This is a genomic window from Paraprevotella xylaniphila YIT 11841 (genome assembly GCF_900683745.1).
Classification (GTDB): Bacteria; Bacteroidota; Bacteroidia; order Bacteroidales; family Bacteroidaceae; genus Paraprevotella; species Paraprevotella xylaniphila.
The window spans coordinates 1910967-1927504 of record NZ_LR215980.1 but is presented as its reverse complement, the minus strand read 5'-3'; the positions used below and the strand labels follow the sequence as shown (position 1 = coordinate 1927504).

The window sequence follows — 16538 nt, the reverse complement described above, 5'->3', positions numbered from 1 at the left end:
TATGGCACTCTTTAAGACACGTGAACCCCGAAAGTTCCATCATCCTTATATATATATAAATGAACGAAAAGAAAAACTGAAGGCCATAGAAGAGCGTGCCAAACGGGAGTTGGGCATGTTGCCGCCGAAGGAGTTCAATCCTGAAGATATCCGTGGAACTTTCGTGAAAGGGACAAAGCACCTGCGGCGCAGGAAAGAAAGCGGGCGTAAGCCTATGAAATGGGGAGTAGCATTGATTGTCATCGGTGCGTTGCTTTTCGTTTGGCATTATTTATTGACTGGAAGTTTCCGGTTTTAAGCATATTCTGAAAGATGAGCGATATTATACATCTGTTGCCGGATTCGGTGGCAAACCAGATTGCCGCCGGTGAAGTGATACAACGGCCGGCTTCTGTGATAAAAGAATTGGTGGAGAATGCCGTAGACGCTTCGGCTACACGGATTGACGTGGTGGTGGAAGATGCGGGCAAGACTTCTATTCAAGTAGTGGACAACGGGAAGGGGATGTCTGAAACCGATGCACGTCTTTCGTTCGAACGCCATGCCACGTCCAAAATACGTAAAGCCGACGATTTGTTTGCTTTGCGCACGATGGGCTTCCGGGGAGAGGCTTTGGCTTCTATTGCAGCCGTGGCCCAAGTGGAATTGAGGACCCGTCAAGCCGGAAGCGAACTGGGAACGTGCGTGAATATCGAAGGCTCCCAACTGGTAGGGCAGGAGCCGGTTTCCTGTGCGCCGGGAAGTAATTTCCTGATACGCAATCTTTTTTTTAACGTACCGGCACGCCGCAAATTCTTGAAGTCCAATCAGACTGAGTTGAGCAACATATTGCAAGAATTTGAGCGCGTGGCTTTGGTGCATGAAGACATAGCTTTCTCTTTGACACAAAACGGCAGTGTCGTGCTCAGTTTGCCGAAATCCACATTGCGCCAACGTATCATCAATATTTTCGGCAAGAAACTCAACGAGCAGCTTCTGGCCGTCGATGTGGAGACTTCTTTGGTCCGTTTGTCCGGTTTCGTGGGTAAACCGGATTCAGCCCGTAAGAAAGGAACCCATCAATACTTCTTCGTGAACGGACGTTACATGCGTCACCCTTATTTCCACAAAGCGGTGATGGAGGCTTTCGAACAGTTGATACCCGTCGGTGAGCAGGTGTCTTATTTTCTCTATTTCGAAGTAGATCCGGCCAATATCGACGTGAACATCCATCCTACGAAAACGGAAATCAAGTTTGAAAACGAACTGGCCATCTGGCAGATTATAGTGGCGGCGGTGAAGGAGTCGTTAGGGCGTTTCAATGCCGTGCCTACGATTGATTTTGATACGGAAGGCGCTCCGGACATTCCTGTCTTTGGCAATGCTTTCTCTCCGGCAACCGTCGAAGCTCCGGTATTGGAGGTGAATCCCGATTTTAATCCTTTTAAGTCCGGCTCTTCTTCCGGTTATAAATCGCAGCGGATGGATTGGGAACCTTTGTATGAGGGTGTGGAGCAAAGTGTGTCTTCCGTAGTGACGAACGATTTCGGAGGAGGAGATTTCTCATCCTCCCTTCCCGATGACCTGACTTTGTATGCGGATGCAAAGGACACTTTTGAAAAATCAACCCAACATTATCAGTATAAAGGCAAATATATCATGACGGCGGTAAAGTCCGGACTGATGATTATCGACCAGCATCGTGCACATATCCGTGTGCTTTACGACCGTTACCGTAAACAAATGGAGGGTAGCAACGGACAATCTCAGGGGCTGCTTTTTCCTGAAATGTTACAGTTGCCCCCGTCAGAGGGCATTGTGTTAGAGCACCTGACGGATGATTTGCATGCCTTGGGATTTGATTTGTCCGTGTTGGGCGGCGGAAGTTTCTCCATTAACGCCATCCCCTCAGGGACAGAGGGGTTGAATCCGGTGGAGGTGGTGCGCGGCATTGTGTATTCTTCCATCGAAAAGGGATGTAATGTAGAGGAAGATGTGCGCCATTATATTGCTTTGTCGTTGGCCCGTAGCGCGGCCATTGTGCAAGGGCAGGTGTTGTCCAATGAAGAGATGGAGGCTTTGGTAGACGACTTGTTCGTCTGTCGTAACCCCAACCAGACCCCTGACGGCAAGGTCGTTGTTGCCATATTGGAGCAGGATGATTTAGACCAACTTTTTGGGTGAGCCTTGTTGGTTTCTTCATGGTGACTCGGCGGCTTTTCATAAAATAGGCGGCATCTTGGCAAATATTCCAAGTAAGCTTGGCGTTTTGCACTTGATTTGCACTATCTTTGCAGAACTAATTATACAGACAGAAAATGAAGCAGGAAAAAATTGTATTGACGGGAGACCGTCCTACCGGAAAATTGCATATCGGCCATTATGTAGGTTCTTTACGAAGAAGAGTAGAGTTGCAAAACTCCGGTCAGTTCGATAAAATATTCATCTTTGAAGCAGATGCCCAGGCCTTGACGGACAATATAGATAATCCGGAAAAAGTACGGCAGAACGTGATAGAAGTGGCGCTCGATTACTTGGCCTGCGGCATCGATCCGGCCAAGTCCACCATCTTCATCCAGTCTCAGATACCGGAGTTGTGCGAGTTGTCTTTCTATTTCATGGACTTGGTGTCCGTGTCGCGCCTGCAACGTAATCCTACGGTGAAGACAGAAATACAAATGCGTAACTTCGAGGCGAGCATTCCTGTGGGGTTCTTCACTTATCCCATCAGCCAGGCTGCTGACATTACGGCTTTCAAGGCAACGACCGTGCCGGTGGGAGAGGATCAGGAGCCGATGTTGGAACAGGCGCGTGAGATTGTCCGTCGTTTCAACTATATCTACGGGGATACGCTTGTGGAACCCAATATCCTGTTGCCCGAAAATGCCGCTTGCCTGCGCTTGCCGGGTACCGACGGCAAGGCAAAAATGAGCAAGTCTCTCGGTAACTGTATTTATTTGTCGGATTCGGCAGACGAGGTGGAGAAGAAGATACGCACCATGTACACGGATCCCAACCACTTGAAGGTGTCCGATCCAGGACAAGTGGAGGGCAATACGGTGTTTACTTATTTGGATGCTTTTTCCCGTCCGGAGCATTTCGGCCGTTATTTGCCGGATTATGCCGATTTGGAGGAACTGAAAGCCCATTACCGCCGTGGAGGTTTGGGCGACGTGAAGGTGAAAAAATTCCTTGCAGCCGTGATGCAGGAGGAATTGGAGCCTATCCGTCAGCGTCGCAAGGAGTTCGAGCAAGACATTCCGGCCGTATATGAGATGCTGAAGAACGGATGTGAGGCGGCTCGCGCCGTAGCGGCCGACACATTGTCGGAGGTGCGTAAGGCCATGAAGATAAATTATTTCGACGATGAGGCCTTGATTGCCGAGCAGGCAGCTCGTTTTAGTGTAAAATGATATAGGCCGGGGGAAAATGAATACCGTCCGTCGCAGGAGCTAAATCCTGCGACGGATTTTTATTTAAAAAAAGTGCGCCAAAAATTTGCAGGAAAGAAAAAAAGCCGTACCTTTGCATCGCTTTTGAAACGAAAGAGAGGGGCGCTTAGCTCAGTTGGTTCAGAGCATCTGCCTTACAAGCAGAGGGTCGGGGGTTCGAATCCCTCAGCGCCCACTACAGATTCTTCTTCTCTTTCGTGTCAGGGCAAGAGGGGCGCTTAGCTCAGTTGGTTCAGAGCATCTGCCTTACAAGCAGAGGGTCGGGGGTTCGAATCCCTCAGCGCCCACCACGGATAAAGAGACACCTTACGGGTGTCTTTTGTTGTTTTATGTCATTGTTATTTGTTTTTTAGATAAGTTTTCTCTATTTTATATGTGCAAACCGATAAAATAGACTATTTTTGCACCATAAATAATACGTATTACTTTTATGGAATTGGATTTGTTGACGGCCATCTCTCCGATAGACGGCCGTTATAGAGGTAAAACAGAGGCTTTGGCTTCCTATTTCTCTGAATACGCGCTTATTCGCTATCGTGTGCGTGTAGAGATAGAATACTTTATTACTTTGTGCGAATTGCCTTTGCCGCAGTTGGCTGCTTTCAATCATGACTTGTTTCCCCGTTTGCGTGACATATATCGGGATTTCACGGAAGCGGATGCCGGACGGGTGAAGGAAATAGAGAACGTGACGAACCATGACGTGAAAGCTGTGGAGTATTTTATCAAGGAAGAGTTTGATAAAATCGGCGGTCTTGAGGCTTATAAGGAATTCATCCATTTCGGACTGACATCCCAGGACATCAACAATACATCGGTTCCTTTGTCCATCAAGGAAGCGTTGGAGGAATGTTACTATCCCCAAATGGAGGAACTGATAGCCCAACTCCGTGCGTATGCAGGGGAATGGAACGACGTGCCCATGTTGGCCAAGACACACGGACAGCCTGCTTCGCCTACCCGTTTGGGGAAAGAAGTGATGGTATTTGTCTATCGTCTGGAACGCCAGTTGGAGATGCTCAAGGCGTGCCCCATTACGGCCAAGTTCGGTGGAGCGACGGGGAACTACAATGCCCATCATGTGGCCTATCCCCGTTATGATTGGAAGTCGTTCGGCAATAATTTTGTGGCAGGCAAGTTGGGGTTGGAGCGTGAGGAGTATACGACCCAGATTTCCAATTACGACAATTTGGGGGCGGTTTTTGACGCCATGAAGCGCATCAATACGATTTTGATTGACTTGGACCGTGATTTTTGGCAGTACGTGTCTATGGAGTACTTCAAACAGAAGATTAAAGCCGGCGAGGTCGGTTCCAGTGCCATGCCCCATAAGGTGAACCCGATTGATTTCGAGAATAGCGAAGGTAATTTGGGCATAGCCAATGCCATATTGGCACATTTGAGCATGAAGTTACCGGTGTCGCGTTTACAGCGTGACTTGACGGACTCCACAGTCTTGCGCAATGTCGGTGTACCTATGGGGCACATGGTAATAGCCATCCAGAGCACGCTGAAAGGTTTACGCAAGTTGTTGCTCAACCGTGAGGCCATCAATGCCGATTTGGACAACTGTTGGGCGGTCGTGGCCGAAGCTATCCAGACGATTTTGCGCCGGGAGGCATATCCTCATCCTTATGAGGCTTTGAAGGCCTTGACGCGTACGAACCAGGCAATAACGGAAGAATCCATTAAGAATTTCATAGAGGGGCTGGCTGTCAGTGGAGAGGTGAAGCAAGAGCTTCGTGCCATTACGCCCCATTCTTACACGGGTATTTAAAAATGTTGACCGGAGATGCGAATGGCCCGCGAGGGCGAACGCAGTCTCCTTGTTTTAATTATTATATAGAAAGGAAAAAAGTATGGAAGACGAAAAATGGCAGGATAATTTTGCTTCTGAAAGGACAGATCGTAGCCGTGAGGGCTATAAGCCATTCGACAGTGAGAACAACAATCAAGGTACGAACCGCACAGTGCGCGAAGGTCGTGTGATGCGGCCGCGGATTCAGCGGGCCGAGCGTGCTTATACGGCCAATGGGGCCGACGGTGCACAGGAGGGACGGCCTTTCCGCCCGTCTTACAACCGTGAAGAGCGTGGCTTTGGTGGCGAACAGCGTAGTTACGGTGGTGCCCAGCGTCCTTATCGCAGCTATCAGCCCCGTCAGGACTATAATCGGGAGGGGGGATATGCCAACCGAGAAGGAGGCTATAACCGCGATGGCGGTTTCCGTCCGAATAATGGAGGGTATCGTCGTGAAGGCGGGTATGCCAACCGAGAAGGGGGCTATAACCGTGAGGGTGGCTTCCGTCCGAACAACGGTGGATACCGTCGCGAAGGCGGTTACGGTAACCGTGAAGGAGGCTACAACCGCGACAATAATGGTGGCGGTTTCCGTCGTCCGCAAGGCGGCTATGGGAACAATCGTTTCGGCGGAGGCAGGCCGCAGCAGCGCCGTACCGGCAATTATGACCCCAATGCCAAATATAGCTTGAAGAAACAGATTGAGTATAAAGAACTCAATGTGGATCCGGATGCTCCGATTCGTTTGAACAAGTTCTTGGCCAATGCCGGAGTTTGTTCCCGTCGTGAAGCGGACGAATTCATCACGGCAGGCGTGGTGAGCGTCAACGGGACGGTGGTCACGGAGTTGGGTACGAAAGTTAAGCGTTCGGACGAGGTGAAGTTCCACGAACAGCCGGTGAGCATCGAGCGCAAGGTGTATGTCCTGCTGAACAAGCCGAAAGATTACGTGACTACCAGCGACGATCCGCAAAACCGCAAGACCGTGATGGATTTGGTCAAGAATGTTTGCCGTGAACGTATTTATCCGGTGGGGCGCCTTGACCGCAACACTACGGGCGTGCTGTTGTTTACCAATGACGGAGAACTGGCTTCCAAGCTGACGCATCCCAAATTCCTGAAAAAGAAAATCTACCATGTGACGACTGACAAGAACGTAACAGCAGCCGACATGCGGCAGATTGCCGAGGGCATCACGTTGGAAGACGGTGAAATCAAGGCTGATGCCATCGAGTATGCCAGTCCTACCGATAAAAAACAGATAGGCATCGAAATCCATTCCGGTAAAAACCGTATTGTGCGCCGCATATTCGAAGCTTTAGGTTACCGTGTGGTGAAGCTCGACCGCGTGCTGTTTGCCGGACTGACGAAGAAGAACGTCCGCCGGGGCGACTGGAGATTCCTGACAGAACAGGAAGTCAACATGTTGCGTATGGGAGCGTTCGAATGATAGGATATCATAAAGAGGAAAAAAATGGAAACTATTCGTAGAATAAAGATTATAGATGTACTGAAGCGTGAAGACTACGGTTCGGAGGTCAATGTAAAAGGTTGGGTGCGTACGCGGCGAGGCAGCAAGTCTGTCCATTTCATTGCTTTGAATGATGGGTCTACGATTAATAATGTACAGATAGTGGCCGATGCGGATAAGTTTGATGATGAACTGATTAAATTCATCACGACCGGTGCGTGCCTGAGTGTGACAGGTGAATTGGTGCAAAGTGTAGGTTCGGGACAAGCCGTGGAGATCCGAGCCCGTGAAATAGAGGTGTTGGGTACGTGCGGTTCGGATTATCCGATGCAGAAGAAAGGGCAGAGCATGGAGTATATGCGTACACATGCCCACATGCGTTTGCGTACCAACACGTTCGGTGCGGTGTTCCGTATCCGCCATAACATGGCGATGGCCGTCCATCGTTACTTCCATGAGCACGGCTTTTTCTATTTCCATACACCGATTATTACGGCCAGCGACTGCGAAGGAGCCGGACAGATGTTCCAGGTGACTACGAAGAACCTCTATGACTTGAAGAAAGACGACGAGGGGAAGATAGACTATTCCGACGATTTCTTCGGCAAGACGACTTCGCTGACCGTATCCGGGCAGTTGGAAGGTGAGTTGGGTGCCACGGCCTTGGGAGCCATTTACACTTTCGGGCCTACGTTCCGTGCAGAGAATTCCAACACGCCGCGCCATTTGGCCGAGTTCTGGATGATTGAGCCCGAAGTGGCTTTCAACGACATCCACGACAATATGGATTTGGCAGAGGACTTCATCAAGTACTGTGTGCGTTGGGCTTTGGAGCATTGCCAGGACGATTTGGCTTTCCTGAACAAGATGATTGACAAGACGTTGCTCGAACGCCTGAACTTCGTGGTAGAGAACGACTTTGTGCGCTTGCCCTACACGAAAGGTATCGAGATTCTGGAGGAGGCCGTGAAGAACGGCCGCAAGTTCGAGTTCCCGATATATTGGGGAGCCGATTTGGCCAGCGAGCATGAGCGTTACTTGGTGGAAGAGTATTTCAAGCGTCCTGTCATTCTGACGGATTATCCGAAGGAAATCAAGGCTTTCTACATGAAGATGAACGACGACGGGAAGACGGTGCGTGCCATGGACGTGTTGTTCCCTCAAATTGGCGAGATTATCGGAGGTTCCGAGCGTGAAGAGAACTATGACAAGCTGATGGCCCGTATCGAGGAGCTGAATATCCCGATGAAGGACATGTGGTGGTATCTCGACACCCGCCGTTTCGGCACATGTCCGCATAGCGGTTTCGGTTTGGGTTTCGAGCGTTTGATTTTGTTCGTCACCGGAATGCAGAACATCCGCGATGTCATTCCATTCCCCCGTACCCCGAAGAACGCAGAGTTCTAAGCCTGTTGTTCTCCCGCGTGGGAAACATATATAAGAGAAGGATGCCCGCTAACGGGCATCCTTTTTTCGTCACTCATTTTGTCATGAAACGTAAATCTTGCAAATATCTGAATTACAACTTTTTATAAATCTCCGCAGATTGGTGTTTTTTTCTCCTGAAAGTGAAAAATCAATCGGCTGAGAATGAAAAATCAATCTCAGGAGATTGATTTTAGGATGTGCTGTGTCTTGTTTTCTGTAAGTTGGAACTATGGACTTTTTAGGGGGGGAGGAGATATATCTTTTGTGGTAAGTCCGTTTTTGGAGGCGTGGGGGATAACTGTAAGCATGCCTTATGTTAAATTGTCGACGATGGGATTTGAAAAATAAGCGTTGGGTTGTGGAACGCATGAGAAAGCCTTATCTTTGCCCATAGTATAAAGGAACATAAAAGAATGAGTATACATGATTTAGAACCCCGATATACTATAAGGGAAGCTACAATAAAAGATTGTGATTTAATTAATAGCTTGGCTTGGGAAGCTTTTCCTGCTACTTACCAGGCCATACTGACACCGGAGCAAATCGAGTATATGATGCACTGGATGTACGACGAAGCCAACTTGCGTCGGCAAATGACGGAAGAAGGGCACGTGTACTTTATTATATATGTGGAGGACGAGCCGGCCGGTTATGTGTCCGTGAGGCCGGAGGATGCCGGAGTGTTCCATTTGGAGAAAATTTATGTTTTGCCTGATTTTCAGGGATGCCATTGTGGAAGTGCCTTGTTCCGCCATGCCGTGGCGTATGTAAGACGGATTTGTCCGGAGGCGCGGGCAATAGAGCTGAACGTGAACCGGCAAAATCCAGCGCTTGGTTTTTATCGCCGTATGGGCATGCGCATCGACCGTGAAGGCGATTTCGATATCGGTAACGGGTTCTATATGAATGATTATATCATGCGCCTTGAACTCTAAGAAAAGGTGAAAAAGTTTGTGGATTTTGTTGGACGTTTGATTGAAAAGTAGTAATTTTGCAAGCCGATTATTATCAAAAAGACGATAAAAGTCTTAGAACCTGCGTGTTAATAGCTCTTTCATTGGCCTGGAAGGGCGGTTAGGGAATCGCAGAAAAGGAAAATTAAAGTTTTTTTAGTAGTAACAATTTTATTTTTAAATTAAAGAATGGATACTTTAAGTTACAAGACCATTTCGGCCAATAAGGAGACCGCGAAGAAAGAATGGGTCGTTGTAGATGCAACAGACCAAGTGTTAGGTCGTCTCGGCTCTAAGGTGGCAAAATTATTGAGAGGTAAGTACAAACCGAATTTTACGCCTCACGTGGACTGCGGTGATAATGTAATTATCATCAATGCGGACAAGGTGAAGCTGACCGGTAAGAAATGGACGGATCGCGTATATCTCCGTTATACAGGTTATCCCGGTGGCCAGCGTGAAATGACTCCGGCCCGTTTGATGTCTCGTCCTAACGGCGCGGATAGGTTGGTGAGAAAAGTAGTAAAGGGAATGTTGCCTAAGAATCGTTTGGCGAACCAGTTGATAGGTAATTTGTATATCTATGCCGGTAGTGAGCACAAGCACGAGGCACAGCAACCTAAAGTTATTGATATAAACCTGTATAAATAATAAGTGATGGAAGTAGTTAATGCATTAGGCAGACGTAAGAGTGCCGTAGCTCGCATATATGTTAGCGAGGGTACAGGAAAGATTACTATTAACAAGAGAGACCTTGCAGAGTACTTTCCCTCTACAATTCTTCAATATGTGGTAAAGCAGCCTCTGTCTACCCTGGGCGTAGAAGAGAAATATGACATCAAGGTGAATGTATATGGCGGTGGCTTTACCGGCCAGTCTCAGGCGTTGCGTCTTGCTATCGCCCGCGCATTGGTGAAAATCAATGCTGACGATAAGAAGGCACTTCGTGCAGAAGGGTTCATGACACGTGATTCCCGCGTTGTTGAACGTAAGAAACCGGGTCGTCCGAAAGCACGTCGTAGATTCCAGTTCAGTAAACGTTAATATCGGCCGTTTATCGAGCTGCATAAACGTTTAGTATCTAAATCTGCGGGATTCCGTAGTGACTACCTGTGGGTTGGTTGAGAAAACAAAAAAGAAAGTAAACGATTAAAAAAGAAAAAACAATGTCAAGAACTAATTTTGATACCTTATTGGAAGCCGGTTGCCACTTCGGCCACTTGAAAAGAAAATGGAATCCGGCAATGGCTCCTTATATCTTTATGGAACGTAATGGTATCCATATCATCGACCTCCATAAGACTGTGGCTAAAATCGACGATGCCGCAGAGGCTTTGAAACAGATTGCAAAATCGGGAAAGAAGATTTTGTTCGTTGCTACTAAAAAACAAGCTAAGCAGGTCGTAGCTGAGAAAGCTGCGGCTGTGAACATGCCTTATGTGATCGAACGTTGGCCGGGCGGTATGTTGACCAACTTCCCGACCATCCGCAAGGCTGTGAAGAAGATGGCCAATATTGATAAGTTGACGGCTGACGGGACTTATTCCAATTTGTCAAAGCGCGAGATTCTTCAGATTTCCCGCCAACGTGCCAAATTGGAGAAGAACTTGGGTTCTATTGCTGATTTGACTCGTCTTCCGTCTGCACTTTTCGTGGTTGACGTGTTAAAAGAGCAGATTGCTGTCCGCGAAGCTAACCGTTTAGGCATCCCCGTGTTTGCTATCGTAGATACGAACTCAAATCCGGACAACATCGATTTCGTTATTCCGGCAAACGATGATGCAAACAAGAGTGTGGAGGTGATACTTGAGGCTTGTTGTGCGGCTATCGCTGAAGGCTTGGAAGAACGTAAGGCAGAAAAAGTGGATGTAGAGGCTGTTGGCGAGGCAGAAAACAAACCCCGTAAACGCACGGCCAAGGCTCGTGTAGAGAAGTCGGAAGAGGCTACGGAAGAAACTGTCGAGACGGCCGAGGCTGAAGCATAATAGATTTAATCACACGTAATACAAGATAAAGATTATGGCTGTTACAATGGCAGATATTACCAAGCTCCGCCAAATGTCGGGAGCGGGTATGATGGATTGCAAGAAAGCTTTGGAAGAGGCAGGCAATGACATCGAGAAAGCAATGGAAATCATTCGTAAAAAAGGTCAGGCCGTGGCTGCTAAGCGTTCAGACCGCGAGGCTGCAGAAGGTTGCGTGATAGTAAAGGCTGAGAATGGTTTCGGTGCGATTATCGCTTTGAAGTGTGAAACGGACTTTGTAGCCAAGAACGAAGACTTTGTGAAGTTGGCAAAGGACATTCTTGATTTGGCCGTAGCCAACAAATGCAAGACTCTGGACGAGGTGAAAGCTTTGCCGATGGGTAAGGCGACTGTGGCAGATGCTGTGGTTGACCGTAGCGGTATCACCGGAGAAAAGATGGAGTTGGACGGTTATATGGTGATTGAAGGTGAGGACATCGCTGTGTACAACCATCAGAACAAGAACCAACTTTGCACCATGGTTGCTTTGAACAAGAAAGTGGCCGAGGAATATGGTCACGCAGTAGCCATGCAGGTTGCAGCCATGAATCCCCGTTCGATTGACGAAAGCGACTATCCGGCAGACGTATTGGCTAAGGAAAAAGAAATCGCTGCTGACAAGGCACGTCAGGAGGGCAAGCCTGAGAATATGATTGAAAAGATTGCTACCGGACGTCTGAATAAGCTGTTCAAGGAAGAATGCTTGTTGAAACAGGCTTTCATCCAGAACGATAAGGTAAGCGTGGCAGACTATTTGAAGGGTGCCGACAAGGATTGTACGGTGACAGCTTTCAAGCGTTTTACCTTGCGTGCCGAATAATTTTTCATACGCGAATATATTTTGAGGAAGAGCAGGACATCCCGACGGATTGTCCTGCTCTTTTTTTGTTAAAATAGCGTTATTAGCTTTAAGGCGTGCGGCTGTAGAGAATAAATCTGTATTTTTGCAGTATAATTTAAAAGGAGATAGGGTCATGAAGATACTGGCAGTAGGCATGAACTATGCCAAGCACAATAAAGAGCTTGACGGAACGTTATATAAACCGGAAGAACCTGTAATTTTCGCAAAGCCGGATTCGGCTTTGTTGAAGGATGGGAAACCTTTCTTTATCCCGGATTTCACGAAACAGTGTGATTACGAAACTGAATTAGTGATCCGTATTTGCCGGTTAGGCAAGAACATCGCTCCGCGTTTTGCTTATCGTTATTATGATGCAGTGACGGTGGGGATTGATTTTACGGCACGGGATTTGCAGAGGAAGTTCAGAAAGGAGGGGCTGCCGTGGGAACTTTGCAAGGGGTTCGACAGTTCTGCGGTCGTCGGGGATTTTGTGTCCAAGGAAGAACTCCCGGATATCCAGCAGATACCTTTCCATTTGGATATTGACGGGCATACGGTGCAGGAAGGATATTCGGGCGACATGCTCTTCGCGGTAGATGAACTTATCGCATACGTCAGCCGCTTCTATACGCTGAAGATAGGTGATTTGCTGTTTACCGGCACGCCTTCGGGGGTAGGGCCTGTAGCTGTGGGCCAACATTTACAGGGGTATATCCAGGAACGAAAAGTTTTGGATTTTAATGTGAGGTGAAAGAATGAGATTAAAGACAGCCATATTCTTGCTTCTGACGTGCATGTCACGTTTGTGGGCACAGGAGTTTACTTATGTAGATTGGAATATATTGCGTCCAGATACACTGCCGGTCCAATATACGGAAGTGATTCCTTTGGACGAGGATTACCGTGGTTTCCGCTACGAAGTCCGTTTGGATTATCCTGAATATGTCCGTTTGACCGCAACGGAAGCGGAGCGTGTGGCTGTATGGGGAAAGGACTTGCCGGAGAATCCGGACGTTTATTGCCAAGTGGCGGTAAGCCGGAAGAAGGGTGTGTTGGATGTGGCTTTTGTCCCAATCGTACGGCGTGGAGGGAAATATTATAAGTTGGCGAGTTTCAAAATGAATATAGTTCGCAGTCCGAAAGCACATACGAGGGCTTTGTCGGTCGCGGAGGAAAAGACGGCAGCGGAAAGATATGCCGCTAATTCGGTGTTGTCGCAGGGGCGTTGGGTGAAGATCGGTATTACGGAAGATGGGGTGTACCGCCTGACTGCTGCTGATTTGAAGCGGATGGGATTTAATGATCCTTCCCGGGTGAAGTTGTATGGCTATGGGGGGCATGTGCAGGACGAAGTGATAGATGCCGATACGGATTTTGACGATTTGGAAGAAGTCCCTCTTTATCGTGATGAACGGGGACTTCTGTTTTTCGGCAAGGGGGTGATTTCGTGGTCGGCTACGGACCGTAGGGGGCGGGCGACCCACCGTGTGAATACTTTTGCAAAACAAGCTTGTTACTTTCTTACGGAGGGTGATTCGCCCAAAACTATAGGAGTTACATCCGTGTCCGGCTCTCCACAGAAAAATTTGGATTACACACCGGCAAATGTATTATATAAAAAAGAAGAATATGCATGGTACCAGTCGGGGCGTAACTTTTACGAGTCTGTCAGTTACGCCTCTTCCAATTCGCATACTTATCAGTTGCCGGTCGTGGATCCCGTTGCCTCTGCGGGTGGTTCTTTGAAAGTGAATTTTACGGCACATACCACTGGCGGAAGTTCTTCCGTGCAGCCGACGGTGGACGGCGTGCCATTGAATCCTATAACAATTACGGCGTCTGGAGAATACGATGCTGCCAAGGAGGGAACCCAGACTTATACATTGAATACCTTGCGTGAAGGAACGACGGGGACCCAAGTCACTTTGGTTTCTACGGCCGGGGTAGATGCCCGTTTGGGCTATCTCGAGTTGTGTTACCGCAGGCGACTCAAAATGCGGGATGCTTTTCTGTATATTCGTCATACAGAAACTTCCTCCAGTAATTTTGTGATAGATGCTAATGGGAGGAGCGGATTGAAGTTGTGGTGTTTGGGACGTAGGGGCAATCCTATGGTGGAGTTTCAAGGCACATGGTCCGGTTCCACCTATACGGTTCCTGTATCCGATCCGACCTTGGAATATGTGGCAGTGGATGTGAATGCGGATTTTCCATCACCGTCTTATATCGGTGAGGTGTCCAATCAAAATTTGCATGCTATGCCTGCTACCGACATGATTATCATCATTCCGGCTAGCGGCAAACTTTATGCGCAGGCGGAACGCTTGGCCGAGGCTCATCGGCGTCTGGATGGCTTGCGCGTACAAATTGTACGTGCCGACCAGATTTATAATGAATTCTCTTCCGGTACACCGGATGCTACGGCCTATCGCCGTTTTATGAAAATGCTGTATGATCGTGCGGCGACAGATGCCGATATGCCCCGCTACCTTTTGTTATTCGGCGACGGTGTATGGGACAACCGTATGGTAACAGCCGACACGCGTGGCCTTAATCCGGATGATTATCTGCTTTGTTACGAATCGGAGAATTCTCTCAGCCATACTTCCAGTTTCGTGATGGAAGACTATTTCGGGCTTTTGGATGATGGTGAAGGAGGTGATTTGATGATGGATAAGGTGGATTTGGGAATCGGCCGTTTCCCAGTTACAACGGAGGCAGAAGCCAAGATTTTGGTGGACAAGACCGTCGGTTATATGGAGAACAAGTATGCCGGCTCTTGGAGAAATGTGATTTGTGTGATGGGTGACGATGGAGATAACAATGACCATATAGTGAAGGCCGAACTTATTGCAAAGCAGGTGGAAGAAGAACATGCCGACATGCAGGTAAACCGTATTTATTGGGATGCTTATAAAAGGGAAGCCAGTGCTTCCGGATATTCTTACCCCGCTGTGACGGCGGACATTAAGCAACAGATGGAGGAGGGATGCCTGATGATGAATTATTCGGGTCATGGAAACCCGCGTGAGTTGTCGCATGAGTTGGTGCTGAAACTGGCTGATTTTTCTTCTTTTTCTTCACCTAATTTGCCGTTGTGGATTACGGCTGCCTGTGATGTGAATCCTTTTGATATGATGGAAGACAATATCGGAGAGCGGGCTGTGCTGAACCCGAAAGGGGCTGCCGTGGCTTTTTACGGAACCACCCGGACGGTGTATTCCACGCCCAACAGTTTGATGAATCGTTATTTCACAAAGTCTGTCTTGGGGAAAGATATGAATGGTCGGCGCAATACCGTAGGAGATGCCGTTCGTTTGGCTAAAGTAGAATTGCTTTCACCGCATTATTGCGAGGTTTGTGAAGGATATGTTAGTTGTATACATAATAATGATGGTACCGTTAACAAACTCCATTATGTCCTTTTGGGTGACCCGGCTTTGAAACTCGGCGTACCAGAATACAAACTCGTGATAGATAGTATTAACGGGACACAAATCGGGGATGATTTGCCTTTTGCCAATTTTGAAGCAGGAAGTATAGCCCGTGTTTCCGGGCACGTTACAGATATGTCAGGTACCCGGTTGCCTGATTACTCGGGTGTGCTTTCTGCAATGATATATGATAGTGAAAGTGTTATTACTTGTTTGAATAATGATGGGGAGGCGGATTCTGCCGTGGTTTATGTCACGCGTGACAAACGTTTGTATACTGGTAGCGATTCCATTAAGAAGGGGGAATTTACCATTACGTTTCCGATACCGATGGATATCAAGTATTCAGGAGAGGCCGGCCGGGTTTTGTTGTACGCGATTGACAATGAGAAGCGGCGTGAGGCTAACGGGTATACGGAAAATGTGACGGTGGGCGGTAGCAGTGATGAATTGTCCGGAGACAAGGAAGGGCCGAAGATTACGGCTTATCTGAACCGTGAGGATTTCATTTCAGGGGGAACGGTTAACGCTTCACCTTATTTCGTGGCATTGTTGGAAGACGAGAGTGGGATTAATGTGACCAATACGGCTGTGGGGCATGATTTGGAGCTTACGATAGACGGAGATCCTGCTATGACTTATATTTTGAATAATGATTACGTAAGTGATTTCGGTGATTACCGGAGGGGGCAACTGGCTTACGTCATACCTGCATTGCCGAATGGCAAGCATACCTTGACTTTCCGGGCATGGGATGTGATGAATAATTCCTCCACCGTGACTTTGGATTTTAATGTGGACAGCAGTCTTAGTCCTGATTTGATAAATTTGACTTGCACGAACAATCCTGCCCGTGAGCAGACTACGTTTATTATGCGTTACGACCGTCCGGGTGCGGAATGCGAGTTTACGCTCGAAGTGTTCGACTTTGCAGGACGTAAACTTTGGACGCATACGGAACAGGGCATGTCGGAAGACGGTATTTATCGGGTGGATTGGAATTTGACGACATCTACCGGCATGCCGCTTTCCACCGGGGTCTATCTGTATAGGGCTTATGTGTCCACGTCGGATAGCAAGGCTGTTTCCCGTGCGAATAAAATCATTATACTGGGCAATAAATAGAAAAGCCTCGCGTTATTTTATCATGTGAAAAAG

At 48.0% G+C, this 16538-nt stretch carries 13 protein-coding genes and 2 tRNA genes; all 15 read left to right on the top strand.

Annotation, left to right across the window (positions count from 1 at the left end; translation table 11 throughout):
• Window position 1 precedes the first annotated feature (1 nt).
• The 15 genes from E0E47_RS08195 (at window position 2) to porU (ending at window position 16505) form a co-directional block, all read left to right on the top strand.
• Entirely contained in the window at window positions 2-298 is a 297-nt protein-coding gene (locus tag E0E47_RS08195; protein ID WP_008625783.1) for an FtsB/FtsL family cell division protein, read from the top strand.
• A gap of 14 nt (window positions 299-312) precedes the next feature.
• Window positions 313-2163, top strand: a complete 1851-nt coding sequence (gene mutL, locus E0E47_RS08190; RefSeq protein ID WP_130893418.1) for a DNA mismatch repair endonuclease MutL — start codon at window positions 313-315, stop codon at window positions 2161-2163.
• 134 nt (window positions 2164-2297) lie between these two features.
• The gene (trpS, locus tag E0E47_RS08185; protein ID WP_130893417.1) at window positions 2298-3392 is read left to right on the top strand and encodes a tryptophan--tRNA ligase; all 1095 of its coding nucleotides are present in this window, start codon (window positions 2298-2300) and stop codon (window positions 3390-3392) included.
• A gap of 139 nt (window positions 3393-3531) precedes the next feature.
• Window positions 3532-3606: transfer RNA gene (locus E0E47_RS08180), tRNA-Val, on the top strand.
• A 37-nt stretch (window positions 3607-3643) separates the two neighbouring features.
• Window positions 3644-3721: transfer RNA gene (locus tag E0E47_RS08175), tRNA-Val, on the top strand.
• 140 nt (window positions 3722-3861) lie between these two features.
• Complete coding sequence (gene purB, locus E0E47_RS08170; protein WP_130893416.1) at window positions 3862-5208, top strand: adenylosuccinate lyase; 1347 nt, start codon at window positions 3862-3864, stop codon at window positions 5206-5208.
• Between the two features lie 82 nt (window positions 5209-5290).
• A complete protein-coding gene (locus E0E47_RS08165) occupies window positions 5291-6679 on the top strand; it encodes a pseudouridine synthase (protein WP_130893415.1) in 1389 nt (462 codons plus the stop codon).
• Window positions 6680-6703: 24 nt separating this feature from the next.
• Window positions 6704-8107, top strand: coding sequence for an asparagine--tRNA ligase (gene asnS / locus E0E47_RS08160; RefSeq protein ID WP_130893414.1), 1404 nt, complete (start codon window positions 6704-6706; stop codon window positions 8105-8107).
• Between the two features lie 434 nt (window positions 8108-8541).
• On the top strand, window positions 8542-9063 hold the full coding sequence (locus tag E0E47_RS08155) for a GNAT family N-acetyltransferase (protein WP_008625768.1): 522 nt from the start codon (window positions 8542-8544) through the stop codon (window positions 9061-9063).
• 207 nt (window positions 9064-9270) lie between these two features.
• A complete protein-coding gene (gene rplM / locus E0E47_RS08150) occupies window positions 9271-9732 on the top strand; it encodes a 50S ribosomal protein L13 (protein ID WP_008625767.1) in 462 nt (153 codons plus the stop codon).
• Between the two features lie 6 nt (window positions 9733-9738).
• Complete coding sequence (gene rpsI, locus E0E47_RS08145; protein WP_008625766.1) at window positions 9739-10125, top strand: 30S ribosomal protein S9; 387 nt, start codon at window positions 9739-9741, stop codon at window positions 10123-10125.
• 122 nt (window positions 10126-10247) lie between these two features.
• Window positions 10248-11066 carry a 30S ribosomal protein S2 gene (gene rpsB / locus E0E47_RS08140; RefSeq protein WP_130893413.1) on the top strand — a complete coding sequence of 273 codons (819 nt, stop codon included), beginning with the start codon at window positions 10248-10250 and terminating at the stop codon, window positions 11064-11066.
• Window positions 11067-11100: 34 nt separating this feature from the next.
• Entirely contained in the window at window positions 11101-11925 is an 825-nt protein-coding gene (tsf, locus tag E0E47_RS08135) for a translation elongation factor Ts (RefSeq protein ID WP_008625764.1), read from the top strand.
• Window positions 11926-12079: 154 nt separating this feature from the next.
• Window positions 12080-12697, top strand: coding sequence for a fumarylacetoacetate hydrolase family protein (locus tag E0E47_RS08130; RefSeq protein WP_130893412.1), 618 nt, complete (start codon window positions 12080-12082; stop codon window positions 12695-12697).
• Between the two features lie 4 nt (window positions 12698-12701).
• Entirely contained in the window at window positions 12702-16505 is a 3804-nt protein-coding gene (porU, locus tag E0E47_RS08125; RefSeq protein WP_130893411.1) for a type IX secretion system sortase PorU, read from the top strand.
• The last annotated feature ends 33 nt before the right edge of the window (window positions 16506-16538 follow it).